Annotated in this window: 15 protein-coding genes and 1 pseudogene; 7 read left to right on the top strand and 9 right to left on the bottom strand. The window is 59.5% G+C overall.

What is annotated here, in order from left to right; translation table 11 throughout:
* The first annotated feature begins 83 nt into the window (after positions 1–83).
* The 5 genes from JG739_RS32585 to JG739_RS32565 all read left to right on the top strand — a co-directional run bounded on the left by JG739_RS32585 (position 84) and on the right by JG739_RS32565 (position 4,833).
* A complete protein-coding gene (locus JG739_RS32585) occupies positions 84–1,142 on the top strand; it encodes an RHE_PE00001 family protein (RefSeq protein ID WP_202367874.1) in 1,059 nt (352 codons plus the stop codon).
* Between the two features lie 155 nt (positions 1,143–1,297).
* Positions 1,298–1,924 carry an XRE family transcriptional regulator gene (locus JG739_RS32580; protein ID WP_244750018.1) on the top strand — a complete coding sequence of 209 codons (627 nt, stop codon included), beginning with the start codon at positions 1,298–1,300 and terminating at the stop codon, positions 1,922–1,924.
* A gap of 74 nt (positions 1,925–1,998) precedes the next feature.
* The gene (locus JG739_RS32575; RefSeq protein WP_342216478.1) at positions 1,999–2,532 is read left to right on the top strand and encodes an RES family NAD+ phosphorylase; all 534 of its coding nucleotides are present in this window, start codon (positions 1,999–2,001) and stop codon (positions 2,530–2,532) included.
* 178 nt (positions 2,533–2,710) lie between these two features.
* Positions 2,711–3,619 (top strand): tyrosine-type recombinase/integrase, encoded by a 909-nt coding sequence (locus tag JG739_RS32570; protein ID WP_202364099.1) that lies wholly within the window; start codon positions 2,711–2,713, stop codon positions 3,617–3,619.
* Positions 3,620–3,621: 2 nt separating this feature from the next.
* Positions 3,622–4,833 (top strand): IS91 family transposase, encoded by a 1,212-nt coding sequence (locus tag JG739_RS32565; protein ID WP_202364100.1) that lies wholly within the window; start codon positions 3,622–3,624, stop codon positions 4,831–4,833.
* A 613-nt stretch (positions 4,834–5,446) separates the two neighbouring features.
* On the opposite strand, the gene JG739_RS32560 is transcribed toward JG739_RS32565, so the two are convergent.
* From JG739_RS32560 to JG739_RS35815, 3 genes are all read right to left on the bottom strand, one after another.
* Positions 5,447–7,747: a P-loop ATPase, Sll1717 family gene (locus tag JG739_RS32560; protein ID WP_202367872.1), complete on the bottom strand. Its 2,301-nt coding sequence runs from the start codon at positions 7,745–7,747 to the stop codon at positions 5,447–5,449.
* Positions 7,748–8,100: 353 nt separating this feature from the next.
* A complete protein-coding gene (locus JG739_RS35820) occupies positions 8,101–8,355 on the bottom strand; it encodes a hypothetical protein (protein WP_244750017.1) in 255 nt (84 codons plus the stop codon).
* A gap of 41 nt (positions 8,356–8,396) precedes the next feature.
* Positions 8,397–8,621 (bottom strand): HEPN/Toprim-associated domain-containing protein, encoded by a 225-nt coding sequence (locus JG739_RS35815; RefSeq protein WP_244750016.1) that lies wholly within the window; start codon positions 8,619–8,621, stop codon positions 8,397–8,399.
* 30 nt (positions 8,622–8,651) lie between these two features.
* On the opposite strand from JG739_RS35815, the pseudogene JG739_RS32550 reads away from it, so the two are divergent.
* Positions 8,652–8,931 (top strand): annotated as a pseudogene (locus tag JG739_RS32550) (NADP-dependent oxidoreductase); the annotation flags it as partial.
* A 51-nt stretch (positions 8,932–8,982) separates the two neighbouring features.
* On the opposite strand, the gene JG739_RS32545 reads toward JG739_RS32550, so the two are convergent.
* The 4 genes from JG739_RS32545 to JG739_RS32530 form a co-directional block, all read right to left on the bottom strand.
* Entirely contained in the window at positions 8,983–10,080 is a 1,098-nt protein-coding gene (locus JG739_RS32545; RefSeq protein ID WP_202367871.1) for a hypothetical protein, read from the bottom strand.
* Positions 10,077–10,688 (bottom strand): hypothetical protein, encoded by a 612-nt coding sequence (locus tag JG739_RS32540; RefSeq protein ID WP_202367870.1) that lies wholly within the window; start codon positions 10,686–10,688, stop codon positions 10,077–10,079. Before JG739_RS32540 ends, JG739_RS32545 begins: the two co-directional genes overlap by 4 nt.
* Positions 10,689–10,799: 111 nt before the next feature.
* On the bottom strand, positions 10,800–11,351 hold the full coding sequence (locus JG739_RS32535; RefSeq protein WP_202367869.1) for a hypothetical protein: 552 nt from the start codon (positions 11,349–11,351) through the stop codon (positions 10,800–10,802).
* Positions 11,352–11,453: 102 nt separating this feature from the next.
* Positions 11,454–12,773, bottom strand: coding sequence for a phospholipase D-like domain-containing protein (locus JG739_RS32530; RefSeq protein WP_202367868.1), 1,320 nt, complete (start codon positions 12,771–12,773; stop codon positions 11,454–11,456).
* A gap of 955 nt (positions 12,774–13,728) precedes the next feature.
* On the opposite strand from JG739_RS32530, the gene JG739_RS32525 reads away from it, so the two are divergent.
* The gene (locus JG739_RS32525) at positions 13,729–15,738 is read left to right on the top strand and encodes a DNA/RNA non-specific endonuclease (RefSeq protein ID WP_202367867.1); all 2,010 of its coding nucleotides are present in this window, start codon (positions 13,729–13,731) and stop codon (positions 15,736–15,738) included.
* A gap of 21 nt (positions 15,739–15,759) precedes the next feature.
* On the opposite strand, the gene JG739_RS32520 is transcribed toward JG739_RS32525, so the two are convergent.
* Positions 15,760–16,668, bottom strand: coding sequence for a hypothetical protein (locus JG739_RS32520; RefSeq protein ID WP_202367866.1), 909 nt, complete (start codon positions 16,666–16,668; stop codon positions 15,760–15,762).
* A 48-nt stretch (positions 16,669–16,716) separates the two neighbouring features.
* On the bottom strand, positions 16,717–18,864 hold the full coding sequence (locus JG739_RS32515) for a hypothetical protein (protein ID WP_446720584.1): 2,148 nt from the start codon (positions 18,862–18,864) through the stop codon (positions 16,717–16,719).
* Positions 18,865–18,925 lie beyond the last annotated feature (61 nt).

The raw sequence follows: 18,925 nt of genomic DNA, 5'->3' as shown, positions 1-18,925 counted from the left end.
GCCCGTCATAGCGCCCAAACCTAACTGGCATATGACGTTCGGGAGTTTGAAATCGGGAAGTAAAAGCGACAGCGACCGAAGCCTTGGCGCGGCTCGACGAGCGCCTGGCCCGCTCGCCGGTCCGCGACGGCTTTGTCGAGCGCCAGCATTTTGCCGATGCGGCCGCCGCGCTCTGGCTCGAGGGCGAGCTCGTCCACCTTGAAGACCTCGTCCTGCACGACGCCCACATGGACATCCGCACCCCGACCCACGAGCTCACCCGGGCGCACGCGGTGCTGCGAACCCGCCGTCGAATTTTGTCGCAAAAGCCGGACTGGGCGCTCGGCCGCGACGGTTTTTTGACCCTGACCGGCCGCGGCGGCGCCGTGCCGGCGGCGGAGAGCCAAAAAAGCCGGGAAGGGCAGGGGGCTGGAGCCAGCCCCGTTGAAGCCGACGGTCGGGATGATGGCGAGGACGATCTTCTGGCTGAAGAATTTGCCGAGATCGATGCTGTCCTGGCGCGGTCATCGAAGATTTTGAGCGGCGCCGACGTGTCTGCTCGAAAACAGGAAACGTCACGACGTGACCGGCCGGACCTGATCTACGATCTCGACTGGAATGAAGAAGAACGGCTGGCCGAATGGCAGGCCGTGCTCGCGGCAACGCGGCAGTTGCCGGCGGTGCTGCGCGCGGCGATCCTGCTCGAAGCCTGGACCGAGATCGAAGTACTGCAGCACGCCGCCTGGCTCGGTCCGCTGTTTTGCGCCGCGCTGCTGCGGCAGGAGGGTCTTGCCGGCAACCATCTCGCCTGCCTTCATCTCGGCGCGAAAAACATTCCGCGCGAGCGGCGGCGCACGCGCAATCGCGGCGATCGGCTGCTGGCCTCACTCGATGCGATCCATGAGGCCGCACTCGTGGGGCTGAAGGAGCACGACCGGCTGGTGGCGGCGAAAAGCCAGATGGAACGGCGGCTCAAACAACGGCGCACCAGCTCGAAACTGGCCGACCTGGTCGAATTCGTACTCTCACGGCCGATCGTCTCGACCGGCATGATCCAGGAGGTGCTAAAAGTCTCGAAGCAGGGCGCGCTCAATCTTATCGGCGAGCTCGGCCTTCGCGAGATGACGGGGAGGGGAAGGTTTCGTGCGTGGGGGATCGTGTAATTCGCAGCTGTCGGGGGAGTTTTTGCTTTACGAGATTATCGAACTTGACGAACTTGCGTTTCGTGGCCACATTGGTGGAAACAGGAGGTTTCGTCATGGCCGCTCCAAAGCGCAGCAATCACAGCGTGACCCCGTCCCACGCGGGAGTCACGACAATGGCGTTCACCACGAAGCTGCCTTCGCAGTCGGACTTCAAGAAGGTGCTGCTCGAACGCTATCAGGAAGCAATCGCGCGCAGCCGCAAGATCGGCCATCGAGTCTCGTTCCGGGTGGAAGTCGACCCGGCGGCCGGTGCCCAGACAATTACCCCGGTCGAGGAACAGACTGTTGCTTCGGATGAAGCGTTTCCCGTCGAGGACATGGGCAAGCCTGACGCCGAGCTTGAGGCGGCCCTTACCGCGGCGCGTGAGCGCGGCCGCAAGCGTGTCGCCGAAATTGTCGCCGGCGGCGACATGCTGCGCGCGGATGCCTTTGCCAAGCTGATCGGCACGTCGCGGGTGACGGTCAACGCCAAGCGGCAGAGCGGCCAGGTGCTCGGGATCGATGGTGCCAAGCGCGGCTTCCGCTTTCCCGTATGGCAGCTCGACAAGCATGGCCGGCCGTTCGGTGCATTGCCGGCGCTCCACGCGACGTTGGGCAACAATGCCTGGGCTGTCTACCGGTTTTTGGTGTCACCTCATGGCGCGCTCGATGGGCGGACGGGTCTTCGTGCCCTTCAGCAAGGCGATGAGGCTTCGGTGTTGTCCGCGGCTGAAGGCATGGCCAGAGGCGACTTCGACTGAATGCCTGGCGTTCCACCTCCACCCGATTTCGCGCACGCAAAGCTCGAAATCGAGACCTTACCGCCGGGGCAGACATTCGCGCGGATCTACTGGAGTACCTATCCCGATCCCTGGGATACGGGAAGTCACCAAGCCGTTTCAGCGATCCGCGGCGCCGCGTTGCCGCCAGTCGTTTTGGCACTCTTTACCTCGGGGGTTCCCTCAAGGTGTGCTTCCTCGAAGCTGTGCTTCGTGACCGGCGCGAAGGAGTTGTCGACGACCTTCCAATAGATGAGGTGGAGCTGACACAACGGCGCTACGCGGAGATCGCGACCACGGCGGACCTTCGCCTTGTCGACCTCAGGGACGACAATGCCGTCAGGATGGGGGTGCCGACCGACGTCGTTCGGGCACAGCGACAGAACTTGGCGCGCCGATGGTCGGTGGCGTTTCACGAGCACCCGTCTCAGCCGGACGGGATCATTTACCCCTCGCGCCTCAACGGCGCGACCAATCTCGCTATCTACGATCGTTCGATTGCAAAGCTTCAGCCGAAGCGTGTTGTGACACTTCTTGGCGCGCCAGGATTGGCCCAGGTTCTGGAGGATTTCCGGGTGGGATTGGTGTGAGAGCTGGCGGTATTCGTATCGCCAGCGAAGGTCGTCACAGCGCCCGCAGAACGAACCCGCTCGCGCGGGAGGGCACCCTGTGGTTGAGGTAAGGGTTATGGGTCGATCGTCGCGCTCGCGTTGAGCGTCGTTCGGCTGGAGCAGAGCATGGCGGGCTTCTTCAACAAGGAGCCTGACCATGCCCTATCCTGTTCTTGATGCACCTATCAGTCCACTTCGTCAGCGGCTGATCGACGACATGAACATGCGGCGTTTCTCACGGGAGACGCAGCGCAACTATCTCCGCGACATCGGACGCCTGGCGACGTTCCTCGGGCGTTCACCAGACACAGCGACCACCGACGACCTGCGCCAGTTCCAGATCGAGCAGCAGGACGACGGTGTTCCCGTGCCGACGATGAACAGCATCGTGTCGGCGCTGCGCTTCTTCTTCACGCATACGGTCGATCGTCCCGATCTGGCGCGCAAGCTCGTTCGTCTGGCGCACCCGCGCACGCTGCCGGTGGTGCTGAGCCGCGACGAGGTCGCCCGGCTGCTCAACGCCACCACCTGCCTGAAGCACCAGGCCGCGCTGTCGGTCGCTTATGGCGCGGGCCTGCGCGTGGCGGAGGTGTCGACGCTGAAGATCGCCGACGTCGATAGTGAGCGCATGCTGCTACGTGTCGAGCGCGGCAAGGGCGGGCGATACCGGAACGCCATGCTGTCGCAAGACCTGCTCTTGTTGCTGCGCCAGTGGTGGAAGGTCGGACGCCAGCAGGGCGTGATGCACCGCGACGGCTGGCTGTTTCCGGGGCAGCATGCGATGAAGCCCATCTGCACCCGCCAGCTCTATCGCGTGGTCGTCGAGGCAGCGCAGGCGGCCGACATCGCCAAGCGCGTCGGGCCGCACACGCTGCGCCACAGCTTCGCCACCCACCTGCTGGAGGACGGCACCGACATCCGGATCATCCAGGTCCTGCTCGGGCACGCCAAGCTAAATAGCACCGCCTTCTACACCAAGGTTGCAACCCGCACGGTGCGCACCGTCACGAGCCCGCTCGACAAGCTTGGCCTCTTCAAGCCGGAAGAGATCTCACCCGACGGCTGAGCGTGCGCGCCTCGATCGAGGTTGCCGACATCTTCCGCACTGCCGGGCCCGCCTACCGGGCCGCCCATGCAGGGCATCTGACACTGCAGCAGCTCAAGGTCATGTCGGCGATCGAGCACTGCCGCACCGCGGCCCTTGGCGGTCACGTCGAGGCCTGCGAGGACTGCGGCCACTGGCGCATCGCCTACAACTCCTGCCGCAACCGGCACTGTCCAAAGTGCCAGGGTGCCGCGGCGCGGACATGGCTTGCCGAGCGCGAGGCCGACCTGCTGCCGGTCGGCTACTTCCACGTCGTCTTCACGCTGCCAGCCGAGGTCGCCGACATCGCCTTCCACAACAAGGCGGCGGTCTACGACCTGCTGTTCAAGGCGGCGTCGGAGACGATGCTGACCATCGCGGCCGATCCGAAGCATCTGGGCGCACGCATCGGCATCACCGCCGTGCTCCACACATGGGGTTCGGCGATGACGCATCATCCGCACGTGCACATGATCGTGCCAGGCGGTGGCATCTCGCCGGACGGAAGCCGGTGGATATCGTCGCGTCCCGCCTTCCTGCTGCCGGTGCGGGTGCTCGGCAAGCTGTTCCGCCGGCTGTTCCTCTCCCGGTTGGTCGCGCTGCACGACGACGCTGGCCGGCTCGCCTTCTTCGGCGCGATTGCTCATCTCGCGGAACGGCGGGCATTCCTGCGCCACCTGTCGCCGATCCGGAAGAAGCGCTGGGTGGTCTACGCCAAGGCGCCCTTCGCCGGCCCGGAAGCGGTGCTCGCCTACCTGTCGCGCTACACCCACCGGGTGGCGGTCTCGAACAGCCGCCTCATCCGCCTCGACGAGAGCGGCGTCACCTTCCGCTACAAGGACTATCGTCGCGAAGGCGCCGACCGGCAGCAGCTCATGACGCTCGCGGCCGACGAGTTCATCCGCCGCTTCCTGCTGCATGTCCTGCCGCGTGGCTTCCATCGCATCCGGCATTGCGGCCTGCTTGCCGGTTCTGCTCGCAAGGCCAGCCTCGCGCTTGCTCGTGAACTCCTGAACGTCGCCGCACCGTCCGACGATGACACCATGGACGAACCGGACAACTTTGAACCGGACAACTTTCGCCCGCCATGCCCCTGCTGTGGCGGCCGCATGATCGTGATCGAGGTGTTCGAACGATGGAGGCAGCCGCGCGGACCGCCACACGATTCCCCATCAACCGGGAGAAGCACGCCATGACCCGGCATGGCATGGTCCAGCCTTCAATCGCAGGCACTCAGCCTCCGGCAACGAACCCACGCCGTCCATGGTGACCATCGGCGTCGACAGGGCTGCGTCCGACCGCGCACCGAGCCGACGATGCCGCACGGCCGGAAGACAAGGCGGTCCGTGTGCATCAATCCCGCCGCTCCTCGACGGCGGTCGCGCCATCGCTGACATCGGCCGAAATCCGAAATCCCCATAGCCATCGCCTGTGGCCCGCGGGTTCCTTCCTCGGGGACTTTCGTACGCCTGCCGGCGCCCGAAACCCTTCACGTAAGCGGTCAGTCAGCTATTTGCCGCAGCAATCAGTAGGTGGACGTTCAGCAGAGGGGGCAGACATCTAATGGGCGGCAGGGCAGCGCTGTAGAACGACGACTCGTGAAGCATCTCAGCAGCCGGGAAGGGCCCGCCGGCGCTAGGCTGAAATAGTGGTCAGGCTTTGAACACTTCTGCTTGGTCCTCGCTGACCGTCATCTTGTTTCGGAACGCCAGCGTTTCGTCAGGGCCCCTAGCGTATAGCCGGGACGCGGGACTGTCCGCCCCCCATCGAAGGTTCACTTGGGAAGCAATCCCGCCAGACGTCCAAACTTCAATTCAATCCGGCATGGAAAGCCGGGCTAAGCGTGTAGGTCACATTCGCGCCCGCCTTTTTCTCTAGAACCTTCAAGTGCTTCATGTCGTAGTTCACATTGAAGATATACGTCGTTCTCTCGGTGTGGTGGATACCCATGAAGCCGTAGTAAAGAAGGAACTCAATCACGCTCTCGATTTTCTCAGGTGCGATCTCGGCTCCACGGCATATCTTCTCAAGCTGGTCGCGGCTGAAGCTCTCTCCTTCCCCGATGAAGTGGTAGATCAGCGTGGTGTCAGCGCCGAGAATGTCAGTGAGCTCCTGGTCCGCGTCGGTGATGAGGTCCAAGGAATAGCTCCTGAGGCCCTTTTCGATGTCGTCCTGCTCGATCTTCTCGTGCCCAAGCCCGACAGCGAAACCGCGGCAATGGCTGATAAGCTTGATTAGATTGCGCGGCCGCATCAGCGACCGCTCAATCAGAAAGCTCGACGTCTCCTCGCCTCTGTAGTGGCTGATGGCGACACTCGACCACACCTTCTCGAAAGGGGTTTTGGGCGGAAAGAGGCCGGATATGAGCCGGCGGCGCAACATCTCACGCAGCACGTCGGGCTCGGTCCAATCGAGCACCGCGCGGCTCTCTTTGCCATAGTCGGCAGACGCTTCGACGAGGAGCTGGTAGACGTCGTTTCGCACGAAGACAACACAATGGAAGTCGTGCTCGTCCGATTGCATTTGGCGCTGGATCTTACGCGCCGCGTCTATCAAAGCTCGGAGGATTGTGACGTCCTCGTCGTTCAGCCCGTGCGCCGACCACCCCTTGTCGAGATTGTCGAAGAGGACCCACACGCTGTCCTTGAACTCGAGATACGCCGAGAGCGCTTCGCGCACATCTTTGATATTGTGCTTGTAAACAAGCTCCGTAACCTGGGCCGACGTCAGCCGCTGTTCCCGGTCTGACTGCCCGTAAGTGCGCTTGAAGCCCTCGACGAGAGACCGGGAGAGCGCTTGCAGCCGCTCGGAAAAGTCCCCCTCGCTGGCGTCGCCCGACTCGTAGGCTTTTTGCAGGGCCAGATAAGGGTCGTAGAGCCTGCCGTCCCGCATATATTTGGTCTTGTCCTTCTCGAGGACCTTGTAGCAAATCTCCAGGTAGAGAACATACTCGAACAAAGCAGTGATCAAGTGTGTTCGAGCGCCCTCGGCCAGGTAGTCGAGGACGTCCTCCTTGAGACGGATGAGCTGGTAGCCCTCGGGCTTGAGGTCAACCACGATGTTCTGAACCTTGGCGCGCTTCTCATTTCGAAGCTGGGAGAAAAGCGCCGTCTTTCCAGCCCCCTTTCGCCCGACCACAAGGTTGACCTCGCCACGGGAAGCCCGGCCGTACTGATCCGTCCTCAGGTAGTATCTGGCCAGGGTCTGGAACTCGTTCTCAGCAACGGCATCTCCTATCGACAGTTCCGATAGAAATGAGCCTTTCGGCACGGCAAGGGGGTCGTCGGCCTGCATTCGCTCGGTCACGTCGAGGGCAAACTCATTGATGAACTCCGCGATGTCCTCGGCATGGGAGAACGTCTTGACCATGTCCCGGACGTCGAGCGGCGCGGGTCCGTCGGGCGGCTGCAGGATCAGGGTCACCTTGCCCAGCCCAAACGCGAGACCGGCGATGAATGCCGCGCGCACGTTGTGGATGTCGGCGTCGACGAAACTAGGCTGCAACAGCGGTACGATGACGCCCATGCAGGCCGAGATGTCGACTACGGCCTTGCTCGCCGACATCCTGATTTCCTCTTGCGGTATAAAGCTCCGGAAGCCGAGGCGGGATTTTTTAACCCTGGCGCCTATCGCCAGCATCGGCGCGTTGGACGTGGGGGTGTTCAAGATATAGACGGGCGCTTTTTTGTTTGGTTCAACCTTGAGGGGTAAGGGGTTCTCTGGCGTGGCGCCTTGAAGGATCCTGGCGAGACCATGGCCTTCCGAGTAGGTGGTGAAGCCCAAAGTGTCGAAGATGCCGATTTTCGTAATCAGGGACGCCTCGCGGGCGATGTTCTGGTCTCGGACCAGATGCACGCGCTTCCCGAGCCCTATGGCGTATGCGATCTCAAACGTGACGTTGAAGTTCATGGTCGTCACGTCGGCGAAAAGCATGTCCGACTCGGAAATCGCCTCGAAAATCGGGTCCGTCAGTGGTCGGCCAGAAATGTCGTTTTCCTGCCACAGGGTGACCTCGAGATCCCGCCGTGATTGGCTAAGTGACTGCTTGGCCGAGTGGATCGCCTCAATCACGTCTCGTTCGGATGATGGATACGCGAAAAACGCCTTCATTCTTGCACTGCCCCGGGATTAACGTACAAAATAGTAGTGTCTCTCAGAAAGATCCAGCTGTCCGTCAAGTTAAGCACAAGAACTATTGGTGAGGTCTAACCCCAGTGGGGCCGGCTCGTAATTCCCTGGATGGTCAGCGCGGCTATACCGATGTGCAACTGAGGCTCGTGGCCTCTTCAATCAGGCAACGCAATACTTTTGAAATTTTTGTCAGGTCGTAACGTAGTCTTTGTGGGTTTCGCGTTTCAACTCGAGAAAACCGTCCACATACGACTCTTTGTGCTCGAGCGCGCCCTGCCAGCTCCCGACGTCTTTTTTGAAATTGCTCCACATGACATGCGCCGGGGGGCGGCCTAGAAGATTGAGGTCCAGGTAGCATTCGATTGCAGCCGCGCGGCCGTTGATGTCGCTCTCGAACTTCCGTCATGTCCCTTCGTGGGGAACTTCCTGAAGGACTCGTCGTCAGGCAGCACCATGGCCCGCATGTTGCTGGGCATGCCCAGTCTCAGCAATTTCTGGCGGACATCAACGCCTTCCGCGTCGTTGTCCAGGAGCACGATGACCTGGTTCTGGACATCAATTCGGACGAGACCTTCGGCAAACTTCATGAGGTTGCCGGTCCCGGAGAACGGATGCCTCTCATTAACGTCTATGAAGCGGAAAAAATCGGAGACGTCGGGTTCCAACAAGTCCAGTCTGTGCCGCAGTATCCGCGCGTCAGACGTTCCTTCGGTGCAATCAGAAACGTCTGCCTGCGCCGGGCCCCGGGCCGGAAGTCATCCATGCTGGCCCACCCCGAACCGACAAGGGCGCCGAATTCCCAAGCAACCTCGGCATCTCGATTTCCGGGCGACGTCCCGAAGACCTGGAACATCGAGTACGGGCTCAAAATGCATGTTGTGGCGTCGGCGGCGACATCCAGAAGCGGTCCGCAGGCCTGGTTCGAGCCGGAGGGACACTGGTGACCGCGCGTCGGGCCGCCCGACGCGCGGCCCGTCAATGGCCTGGCGGTCGACTTCGTTGTCGAGTCCGATCGTGCTCAACTGGGTGAGATCGTCCAGCGGGTGCGGGACGGACGACTGCGGACGAACATCGGCAACATCTCGACCCTCGACGATGCCGTTTCCGCCTTCAACCCGACCGAGCGACGCTCGGGGAAGACGAACATCCGCGTTCGTCCGTGAGGGCCTGGGGACGGTGATTCTGTCGCGGCATGAAGATCACGGCAGGCACATTCACGGCGGTGCCGCAGAAAACTCGACTGGCGGACAATCTTTTTTGAAATCGATTGTCGCCGGCGCATTAGGGCCGTCGACTTCGGGAGGGCATAGCCACACAGCCACTGCAGGCGTGAACGACCGGAGCGCCTGCCGCATCTCTTGTTCTTGCTGCGAGCAGTTGGGTGCAGAACAGCCGGTCAGCACCAATCCCGGAGCGCGTGTCGCCCCGCCTTGCGTGATCTGGTGAAAGCCACCGGACTGTCGGAGGACCCGCTGGAGGCCGTCCTGCCAAAGGTAGACCGGCTCGATCGCGAAGACATGGGAGTCGTCGACGCAGTCGACCGACTCAGATCCCAGGTGCAGCCCCCTGACCATGTTCGGGCAGAACTTTTCTCGTAAAGCTACCCTTCTATCTTCAGGGGCATCGAGGCTGAACAGGGAAGGGGTCCCGCTCTCGAGCGCCGCAGGGAAGCTGAATGTATGGGTGCCGTACTTGTCCGTATACGGAAGCGTACAGGTGTCTGACGCCGGAAAAGTCATCACGGTAGTGTCAATCGGAGAAATGTCTCGTACCACGATATCGACCAGAACCGACTCCCCCGGGCCCAGTTTGGGGTCATCAGCGAGTCTCTTCTGCATTCGCAGATCTATGAAATAGAAGTTCCCGACGAATTGTCCCACGCCGTTCTCACTGCGATAGCAGGTAAATGCGGTCTGGATAGTGGCTGGCGACAGCCCGCTGTTCACCAGAACCTGCCGCACATAGGGGATGTAAGCGAAGACTTCGTTCGGCTGCTCTGTAACTGGGGTGTCGTCGAGGCCGATGTTGACGATGTTCTGTCCAACATATTTCAGCGTAAGGGTAGCGCCGTCTTTGCCGCGATAGGCGAGAACAGCGTTGGTTGCCGGTCCGATGAGGGCCACCGCCGCGACGACGGCGGTCGGGAATCCGATCCAGTCTTTGAGGAATCTCGCAAAAGTTACGAAGCCATTCTGTTTCTGCTCCGCAATGTCGGACTGACAGACTGGGCAAACCACCGCTGCCTTGGCTATCGTGCTCTGGCACCTCGGGCAGGATTTTTCCGGTCTGGCGTCGGCAACGGGCTGCGTCATCTCTTGTCCCCGAGGAGCAAACCCTGGCGGGCGCGCATGAATACCCACCTAGCCGAGGACGCGGAATAGCCAAGCATCCAGATGCTGTCGTAATCCTCGTGATCCCACAGGCGTGGCGCGACGCCGCCGCGTTTGACAATGGCGGCGGCGAGACGGGGGATGGATTCGTGCTGCCAGCACACTAGTGTCGGCGAGCCTTGCATGGCAATCAGGGGGCCAGCGAGGTCCACCTGGCCTTTTGAAAAGCGGGTGTCAGGTTCGATCTGCAGACGCAAGGCGAGCGGCGAAATCGTCTGTGTCGGCCGCAGATTGCGGGTGCCGCTGCCGTCCTGTTTGACAGGCGCCGAGGCGACAATTGATTTCGGAATATGAAGCGGGGTCGGCGGACTGCAAAAGAGGCAGGCCAAAGCCCCAGCGCGCTGCCACCCACGGACCGTAAGGGATTTGTCGTCTTCCTCGCCGAGTTCAGTCACCCCGGCATCCGGCCGATCCGGAAGCGGCTTTTCGGCGTGGCGGATAATCATCACGAGTTTGTCGACAGGCGAAGCGTCCAAATCATCGGGCGCGGTAGCATCTTCGACCGGCCGTTCAAGCGACACCTCAGCCATCGCGCCCCCACGCTGCCATACCCTTCTCCGCTTCGCAAGGCACGCGAGGAGCAGAAAGCAGACACAAAGTGTAGGTCAAGTGCAAGAGTGGCGCAAGTATTATGATGCACCTCAATCTTTCGGTTTGTAGGAGAGCGCATCGATTCCTTTGCCAAAACCAGGGCGGGTAAGTTTGATTTGATCTATGAAGTCCATGAGAATATATCGAATTTCGTAGGCATCTGCATTGAAGAACCGATAAATTACATCCCTGTCGCAGACATTGAGGTCGACACAGGCTTCAACCTGGTCGAACATTTCAATCAGCCTTCGCATATCGAAGCCTTTTTTTTGATCTATGATGATCTTCATCGCGGTGCTGCGGATCAAGTGCTCCGCTTGTGCCATCGCCGCATTCGTATCCCCTCTAAGCGATGAAAGTTTTTGATCAACTTCGCTACGGGTCGCTAGCTTCACGTCAAAAAACTCCTGCCTAAGCTTCAATGATTCGGGGCTGTTATATTCTCTGAAGAACTTTATGCTCTCCTGCTGGCGCCCTGATATTTCATCTCTCTTGCTATCGACATAAGTATTAAGCCAGATAAATCCACCTAAAATTGCCGCAATTATGCTTATCCATTTTGCGATCAAGTCCGATATGTCTTTGAATTCTAGCGCTGGCATGCGTCATCCCCCCTTGCCGGTGTGCGGGATAGATTTCGGCACGACTGGTCGAATCCCATATGGCGTTCGCACCAATCACATGCTGGAAAAAGCCCGATCGCTCTAAGCGCCGGCCATCCAGAATGCCAGCATTCGCTTGGTTTCGCCGGTAGTCCGACGCTTTTGCCATTGTGGATCGCGTGAGAGGTACTCGAAGGGATTCTTCTTCTCCTTCGCCGCCTCCGCGAGATAGGCCCGCCAGCGATAGTGGCTATAGGTCTGCATGGCGTTGATGGCATAATGCATGGCGATCATCTTGTGGCCGCGAATGACGATGAAGTTCTCATCATTGCCGGCGCTCGCCGCATGCGAAAAATTGTGCGAGCCCGTGACAACTACGGGATCGTCACCGAATGGGTCGATCACCAGCACTTTCGAATGCGTGATGGCGTGACCGATGGCCGATGTAAAATCAGCCGCCGTGCCTTCCACCGCCCATTGTCCGACCGGTTTCTCGACGCCGGTATCCTGCGCCGCATCGAGGAAAAAGTCCTCGGGTTTCGCCTTCAGCAGCTTGAACTCCTCTAGACCTTTGCCGGTGAATCGGGTCGCTACGCCGCGCACGTAGAGTTTCTTTTCCTCTTGAATCCTGAGCAATGTTCGTACCGGCTCGTTACCCGGTTGAAACATCACAAAGAACACCCCCTGTTGCGCACCCTCCACTAGCTTGATCAGTTCCTTGATATCGATTTCGTCGCCTAGGCTTGAGAACCAGCTGTCGACCGTACCGGTGCCGAACTTGATGTCGCGCTCGGGCGCATTGTTCGATGCCAGCAAGTCGTCAGAAACCGAGCTCTTTGCGTCGATAAGCAGCTTAAACTGCTCTTCGTAGCGCTGCGCCAACCTGGGATGATCGAGCATGATGCCGTTGTTGAGCTGCGTGCAGAGCCCCGTCGGCGTCCAATTCGTGCTCCCCGTCCATACCTTCGCCGGCTCGAACTTCTCATCCGTGAGGCGGCCCACGACCACGAACTTGTTGTGGGCCAGCGCTTTCGGCGCGAGAAAGCGATCGTGCACCACAACACCCGCACCGCCCAGACGCTTTCGCGCATCCGCATTTTCGTCCTCGCCTTCGGCCTTGACGCTTCCATTTGCCAGAACGATCTTCGCACTCTTGCCGATCGCGCAGAGCCCGTCGATGAGTTCCTCGTCGCTGAGTTCATAAAACGCGGCATGGAGTTCCAGGCCATCATCGGCTGCCACGTCTGCCATCATCTTCAGCATTGTCTCGCGCAATGTCCCTCCGAGGAAGGCCCTCGCCTCACGGTCGACCTTCTTGCTGACGATGACGGCGGTTTTCTTCAGTTCCTCGAGCGTGATCCCCTTGCGTTTCATGTAACGCGCCATGAACTGCGACAGCACATAGCCGCGGTTGAAATGCACGCTGGCGCCGTCGCCGCAATCGGCGGAAAGCGTCAGCTCCTGCGACCACTTGCTCGACGGCCCGTCCTCCAGCTTGCCGCCGGCTCCCTTGACCCTTGAGACGATTCGATAGGCAATGACGTCGCCGAGGTCGGCTGCGTGGTCTGTCCAATCATATCGTTGGAACGGCCAAATCTGTGAGGAACGAGCGGTGATCCGGTTGCCGTCCTTGTCTACTGCCGTGTCATCTTCGAACCCGACGCGGTTCGACAGATATTTGGGAGAGGCGGTGCCGCGGCGACACTCGATGGCAAATCCCAGGCATCCCGGGATGTCGTTGTCGTGGGACCAGACGAGATGCACATCGTCGGCATTTGCAAACACTTTCAAAGTGATTTCAGTCATTTACGCCCCCGCGCGCTGTTACCACGATTGGTTTTTCTCGGAATCTTACTCCCGCAATATCAGTATCACTAACTTACTCGCCAGTATAGCTGCAGCTCCGCCTCGACATTGTCCTAGAATCCCTGACGCCCATGGTGAGAAGTAAGATCGTCTGGTGCCGCCGTCTGCCGACTAAAATAAAACTTGGATTCGCGAAATAACTTTCGCCGGCTCAACAAAATTGGAAGTTTTTTTGGGGTCTTTGTTTGCTGCTCGACGCAAACCTTGTGCCAAACGTATTGCAGAGCTACGTTAGCGTTGTGCCGGCATTTGGGGGAAAAGATGCTAGATCATTTCATAGACATTCCAGCTCATATTGGTGATTTCTCCCTCCTCCGGGCCACATGGAGGTGGCAGCCATCGCATACGGTTTCCAGAAGATCAAAATTCGACAGCACGCTTGCGATGCAGATGTCTCGTCGGCTGGCGTGCGGCCGACCAACGTTCTCAGCAACGCATTGTGTGATCGCAGCGGACGAACTGCTCGACCGATAGAAAGCAAGTACTGAATCGCACTGCAAGGTGGGGGACTATGGCAAAGATTGACGACGCGAAAAAGGCATTCAGGATAGAGCGAGACACGAGTCTGGCGGCCAAGGAGGCGATCGAACATCAAACGGTTGCTGATCAGAAGAAGAAGAAGAGCGCGTCGTCGGACTCCGTTCCCGGGAAGGTGCTTGGCACTGACAGGCCGGATCGTATCGCCGTTAGGCTCGATCTGATCAATCGCAACGATCCGAGCGCGTTCGAACGGCTGATCGGCAAGCGCGATATCGTCAGCATCAACTTCTTTGAGCGCGGCGTTCAAACGGCCAAAGCTGTCTGCCGCATAAAGACCCTCGGAATGGCAGGCGGACCGCCAGATTATGCGACTGGTTTCCTTGTCACACCGGCACTATTGGTGACGAACAATCACGTCCTTCCTGATCCGGAAACGGCAAGCCGTAGCTTGGCGGAATTTGGCTACGAACTCGACACGAATTTTGTCGAGCGACGTGGCCGCATCTTTCCCTTCGCTCCGATCGAAGCCTTTTATACGAGTGTCGATCTTGATTTTACCATCGTCGCCATCTCACCGATGGGCCACGATGGAACGCCGATAACCGACTTCGGTGTGCTGCCGCTGATCCCGATGAGCGGTAAGGGGATCACGGGCGAGCATGTCTCGATCATCCAGCATCCGGAAGGCGGAACCAAGCAAGTGGTGGTGCGTGAAAATCGAATAGTGGCGCTCGACCAAACGAAATTCCCGAACATCAATCCGGCTTTCATACACTATACAGCTGACACGGAGCGAGGCTCGTCCGGGGCGCCGGTCTTCAACGACCAATGGGATCTGGTCGCAATTCACCATCAAGCAATCGTTGATCGGAACCAGAAGGGCGACCCCTTAAACAAGGAGGGAAAGGTCTGGACTGAAGCCGACGGGGAAAGTGCCAAAAAGTGGATCGCCAATGAGGGCATCCGCATTAGCGCCTTATGGGCGCATCTCCAGGCGGACGCTCCGTTCAGCGCGGACGCTGCAAAGATCATGGCGATGCTGTCCTATGAACCTCGTGCTGCCTACCGACCGCGCCCTGCCCTAGCCGACACAACGCCGAAGAACTGGCAAACGGTCCCAAATGCTCCTGAGGCTACGGCCTTTGAAACAACCCGTTTCACCGATCCGGCTTTTGCGGAATCGCTCGGCTACGATCCAAAGTTCCTCGGGGCGGACCTCGTCGTCCCTTTGCCGAAAACAGGTTCTAGTTTTAAGGGAACGCTGGCGAAGAACAACACCAATGACAAGACTGTGTTCGACTACACGCATTTCAGCCTGGCCATGAATGTGGACCGTAGGCTTGCGATCTGGACAGCAGTCAACATCGACGGCAACAAGCTGAAGTCCGCGAAATCGCCAAGCTGGCGCCGGGATGACAGACTTCCAGCCAATGAACAGACATTGGCAGAAGTTTACGGCAAGGTTCCCGGAAAAGGCATCCAGATCGATCGTGGCCATCTTGTGCGTCGCCTCGATCCGGTCTGGGGACCGCAGGACGTTGCGGACCGGGCGGGCGCCGATACGTTCCACTATACGAACGCGGCACCGCAGGAGCACATCTATAACAGCGAAACCTGGGGCAATCTGGAGGATTTCGTGCTCGCCCGCGCGGATACGCGTGCACAAAAAGCGACGGTGATGACTGGACCGATCCTGCGGCCGGACGACAATTTCTACGGCGAAGGTTTGAAAGGGGGGGCGTGGCAAATCCCATGGTCCTTTTGGAAGATCTGCGTCTTCAAGCGCCCAGACGGTACCCCTTCCGTAACTGGATTCGTTATAGAGCAATCGTCGACGATCGCGCCTATCTTCGAGACGACCAGGTACAATCCTTACAGCGTCGACGAGGCGCGTGTGTTTCAGCGCCCGATCAAACTCATCGAGGAATTAACCGGCCTCGATTTTGGCGGGCTTCGCAAGATGGATCGTATGGGCAGTGTCGAGACGACTGCGATCGAATCCTCCCGTCCGATCCGAGATGCGAACGATATTGCGTTTTGAAGGGAGTGTTTCCGGCGGCGCCTATTCGCCCCTGCATCCAAGTGGAAGGGCGAGTTCGGTTTTACTCGGATGCTGCAGATCGAGCCCATTTCCGAGGTCTTCCTGGAGGCCGATGAACAGGTCAAATGCACGTTGCGCCGCAGCGCCCGGCATTGTGCCGTTTTCGAAGCCACATTTGAACGATATTTCGGCTACGCCACGTACCGGCTCCGGTGGCGCGAAGTGCCAGATCGTGAGGGCAAACTCGCCGGTTGTACCGCTCGCCAACCTGACCTTGGCCCCCTTGAAAACATGTTCCTGGATAGCTGGGCCATGCTGAAGCTGGTTGCTTCGCGAGGCAAGCGCACCTCGTGCTTCCAAATTTGTCAGCAGCGTCGGAAAAAGCGCTGCGGCATACGAGAGTGTAGAGGGCTCGGATGCTACCCCTTTGATCGAGATGGATAACGAAAATCGGCTGCGTATCGATCTGGGCGTCGAGATCGCAACCTTTGAGGTCGGATAGCTCTGATCGGCAACTTCCAACGGCGCGATGTCCTCCTCGAAGGCGATTTTGGCACCTTGCGCGCCACGTAGCGAAGTCGCGGCGACGACAAACATGTCCGGCATGCGAAGCTTGAGGGTGATTTCGCGCTGCTGTTTGCGGCTGCCCTCTTTCCTGTTCGAGACCCGTTCCCTCAGCGCGTAGTTGCATCGCGTCAACAGACAGGCGGAGGTATCCCAAAACCTGACCGATTTCACTTCGGCTGTCGCGAACCATTCCTCGGCCCTGGAATTCCTCCCGCGCTTGCCAAGCCTACCTTCTATCGTAGGTTTGATCCTCTGATCCCAAAATGAGTTGGCCAACTCCAACGTCGGATTCGCATCGAAATGCGAAAACTCCAATAGCAGTTTGTATTCGCGGCTTTCGAGAACGTGATGCATCATGGCCATCCAAGCATCTGTCGCATTGACGCACACCAATAGTCCGGACTTCCCAAACTATGTGGGAGGGTTTTCGTCACACTTCGGCGGTGACGTCGCTGGAAGGTCGGCGTACTCGGCGCGGGGATCGTTGTCGGCTATCGGCCTCAACCTGACCCGCATCTTTGGCCGCGGCGCAGCACCGGCCGGCGCTCTGGAGCTTCCTTCGCGATATGATCGAGGCCGATCGAATGTATTGTCGGGGTCGGCTCTCGTGGCATCGGCCATCGCCTGTGCGAGCTGTTCCAACGCGTCCGTGTATTTGCGATAGAAGCCGCGAGCTCCGACAGGAGCCGGATAGCCCAGCTTCTCGCTGGCATTTCCCTCGATCATTTGGTCCAGCAGAGACTCATTGCGGTCGACCGCCGCCGCATCGGACTTTCGCCTCGATGTGGCAAAGCGTCGAGAGATGTCTTCAAATGCTGCCATAGCGTTGCGGTACCGAACCCATCGGTGGTTTGCGAAAACCTCGACATTTTTGGCGCCGCTTTCAGGATCGCGTTTCGCATCCGGGTCGAAGCGTGCGGCGATTAGAAGACCTGCAGCGCGACCTCTCAAATCAAGATCACTCAATACCTTGGCGTCCATATCGAGGTTGAGGCCGCCCTCGTCGTCGCGCAATGCGATGTTCACGACTCGGTCGCGTGTTCCAGGCGCGAGAAGCATCTGGTTGTCGTTCCAAAACCTTGCCGTGTTCAAAAGCGCTGTGAAGAATGCCACCAAGCCGAGACCGGGCGCGGTGTCGAACGCGGTAAAAGGGGCCGGAGAAAACTGATTTCCCTTAGCCATCGAAATAAACTCCCACACCGGGTCGCGGGGCTTCGGGTCACCGACCGGGGTGACGTCGGGCCTGTTCTTGGCGGCGCGCCGAACATCCCGAGGGTGCTCGATGGCTTTGTTCGCTGCATGGTCGTGGGGCTCCTCTTCCTGCTGCTGTGCATCCGTCGCGACGGTCGGCGCTCCCGCACCATAGCCAATGAGGTTCAGGCAGAAGGTCGGCCTCGACGGGATCGGACTGTCGAAAAAATGGATGGGGAAGTTCGATGTCAGCCCGCCATCCGAGAACCAAACAGACCGCAGAGGAATCTTGCCGTCGGGCAACTTACCTTTCGCAAAGTCCGGCGTGAGAAGAGGAACAGCAGAGAGGAGTACGGGAAAGCTCAGCGACAATCTTGCAGCGAAGACGAGCGGCAGATCCTGCGGTCGCGGGAGCCTTATCCACCCTTGCTGCCTCTGGTGTCGATCCTCATAGTCGCCGGCTTTGGTCTCGATCCAGTCAACGATCTTGGCCGGGAAATACCGGCGCAGGGTCTCGATATCCGCGTAGATGGGTGAAGGGGATTCCAGAAACGGGAGTTGAACGGTACGATTGCGGCTGATGTCACTGGCGATCATCGCAAGATCGATTGAACGGGGTGCCGTCGGGCCGTTACCGCCCGGCTTTGCGCCAGCCGCTTCCGGCGCGCTCCACAATTCGCCAAACGTCAGAGGCGCGTCATCAATGGTTCGCCCTGCGGCGGACTGCACAACCCGGTGCATCCATGGCGAAAGACCCTCGAACGTTGCGATGGCTCGATTGGTCGAGAACGACGGTGCCGATTTCCCTGTGCAGATCCCATAGCCATTGGCACGCCACAGGGGCAGCCAGCGGCGCACCAGAACGGTGATGAGCATCACAAGCCAAGAGACCAGTACAAGGCACAAGGCAGCGATCAAGCTCACTACAGTAAGAATCGCCTGTCCGCCGACGATTTGGTGCACGACCAGCGCGACGCCTGCCAGCGATGTAACAGCCATCACCAGCACGAGCGGCCAGGCCGATAGGGATGCGGCGAGTATGCCAATGAACTTTCCGCTGAAATTCCTGGCGCTCATGAGCGGCGTGACAAGAGCAAGCAACGGCTTTGTTGCTGGCTCGGGGCTAAACAAGTGGAACAACCGCGAATGTCCATCCGGTGCGACGTCGCCGAGACTTTTGGGCATCGCGGCAATGTCTTCGAACGCTTGTGGATTGCAGCCCGTTCGGCGTCCGTATTCTGCCGCGGCGGTGACCGCCGCGGCGATCGCGCCAACAGAGGTGCCTCCTATCGAATGGAACGAATATCGGCGGGCGATCATCGCCACCGCACCAGGATAGATGACACCGCTAGTCACCCCGCCTGCCATGACGATGTCGCATGGCAGCAAGCGTTCCGCCGTAGAATGCTGTTCCTGTCGCCCGTCGTGC

The organism is Mesorhizobium sp. L-2-11 (assembly GCF_016756595.1).
Taxonomy (GTDB): domain Bacteria; phylum Pseudomonadota; class Alphaproteobacteria; order Rhizobiales; family Rhizobiaceae; genus Mesorhizobium.
Note: the sequence above shows the minus strand (reverse complement) of the source record. Positions and strands in the feature narration are given on the sequence as shown.

Bases quoted from the DNA above. Each gene is read 5' to 3' on its own strand.
- JG739_RS32580 (WP_244750018.1), top strand. From the start codon at position 1,298: ATGGCGTTCACCACGAAGCTGCCTTCGCAGTCGGACTTCAAGAAGGTG.
- JG739_RS32570 (WP_202364099.1), top strand. From the start codon at position 2,711: ATGCCCTATCCTGTTCTTGATGCACCTATCAGTCCACTTCGTCAGCGG.
- JG739_RS32515 (WP_446720584.1), bottom strand. From the start codon at position 18,864: ATGGCAGGCGGGGTGACTAGCGGTGTCATCTATCCTGGTGCGGTGGCG.
- JG739_RS32540 (WP_202367870.1), bottom strand. From the start codon at position 10,688: ATGGCTGAGGTGTCGCTTGAACGGCCGGTCGAAGATGCTACCGCGCCC.
- JG739_RS32535 (WP_202367869.1), bottom strand. From the start codon at position 11,351: ATGCCAGCGCTAGAATTCAAAGACATATCGGACTTGATCGCAAAATGG.
- JG739_RS35820 (WP_244750017.1), bottom strand. From the start codon at position 8,355: ATGAAGTTTGCCGAAGGTCTCGTCCGAATTGATGTCCAGAACCAGGTC.
- JG739_RS32525 (WP_202367867.1), top strand. From the start codon at position 13,729: ATGGCAAAGATTGACGACGCGAAAAAGGCATTCAGGATAGAGCGAGAC.
- JG739_RS35815 (WP_244750016.1), bottom strand. From the start codon at position 8,621: ATGTTCCAGGTCTTCGGGACGTCGCCCGGAAATCGAGATGCCGAGGTT.
- JG739_RS32520 (WP_202367866.1), bottom strand. From the start codon at position 16,668: ATGGCCATGATGCATCACGTTCTCGAAAGCCGCGAATACAAACTGCTA.
- JG739_RS32545 (WP_202367871.1), bottom strand. From the start codon at position 10,080: ATGACGCAGCCCGTTGCCGACGCCAGACCGGAAAAATCCTGCCCGAGG.
- JG739_RS32560 (WP_202367872.1), bottom strand. From the start codon at position 7,747: ATGAAGGCGTTTTTCGCGTATCCATCATCCGAACGAGACGTGATTGAG.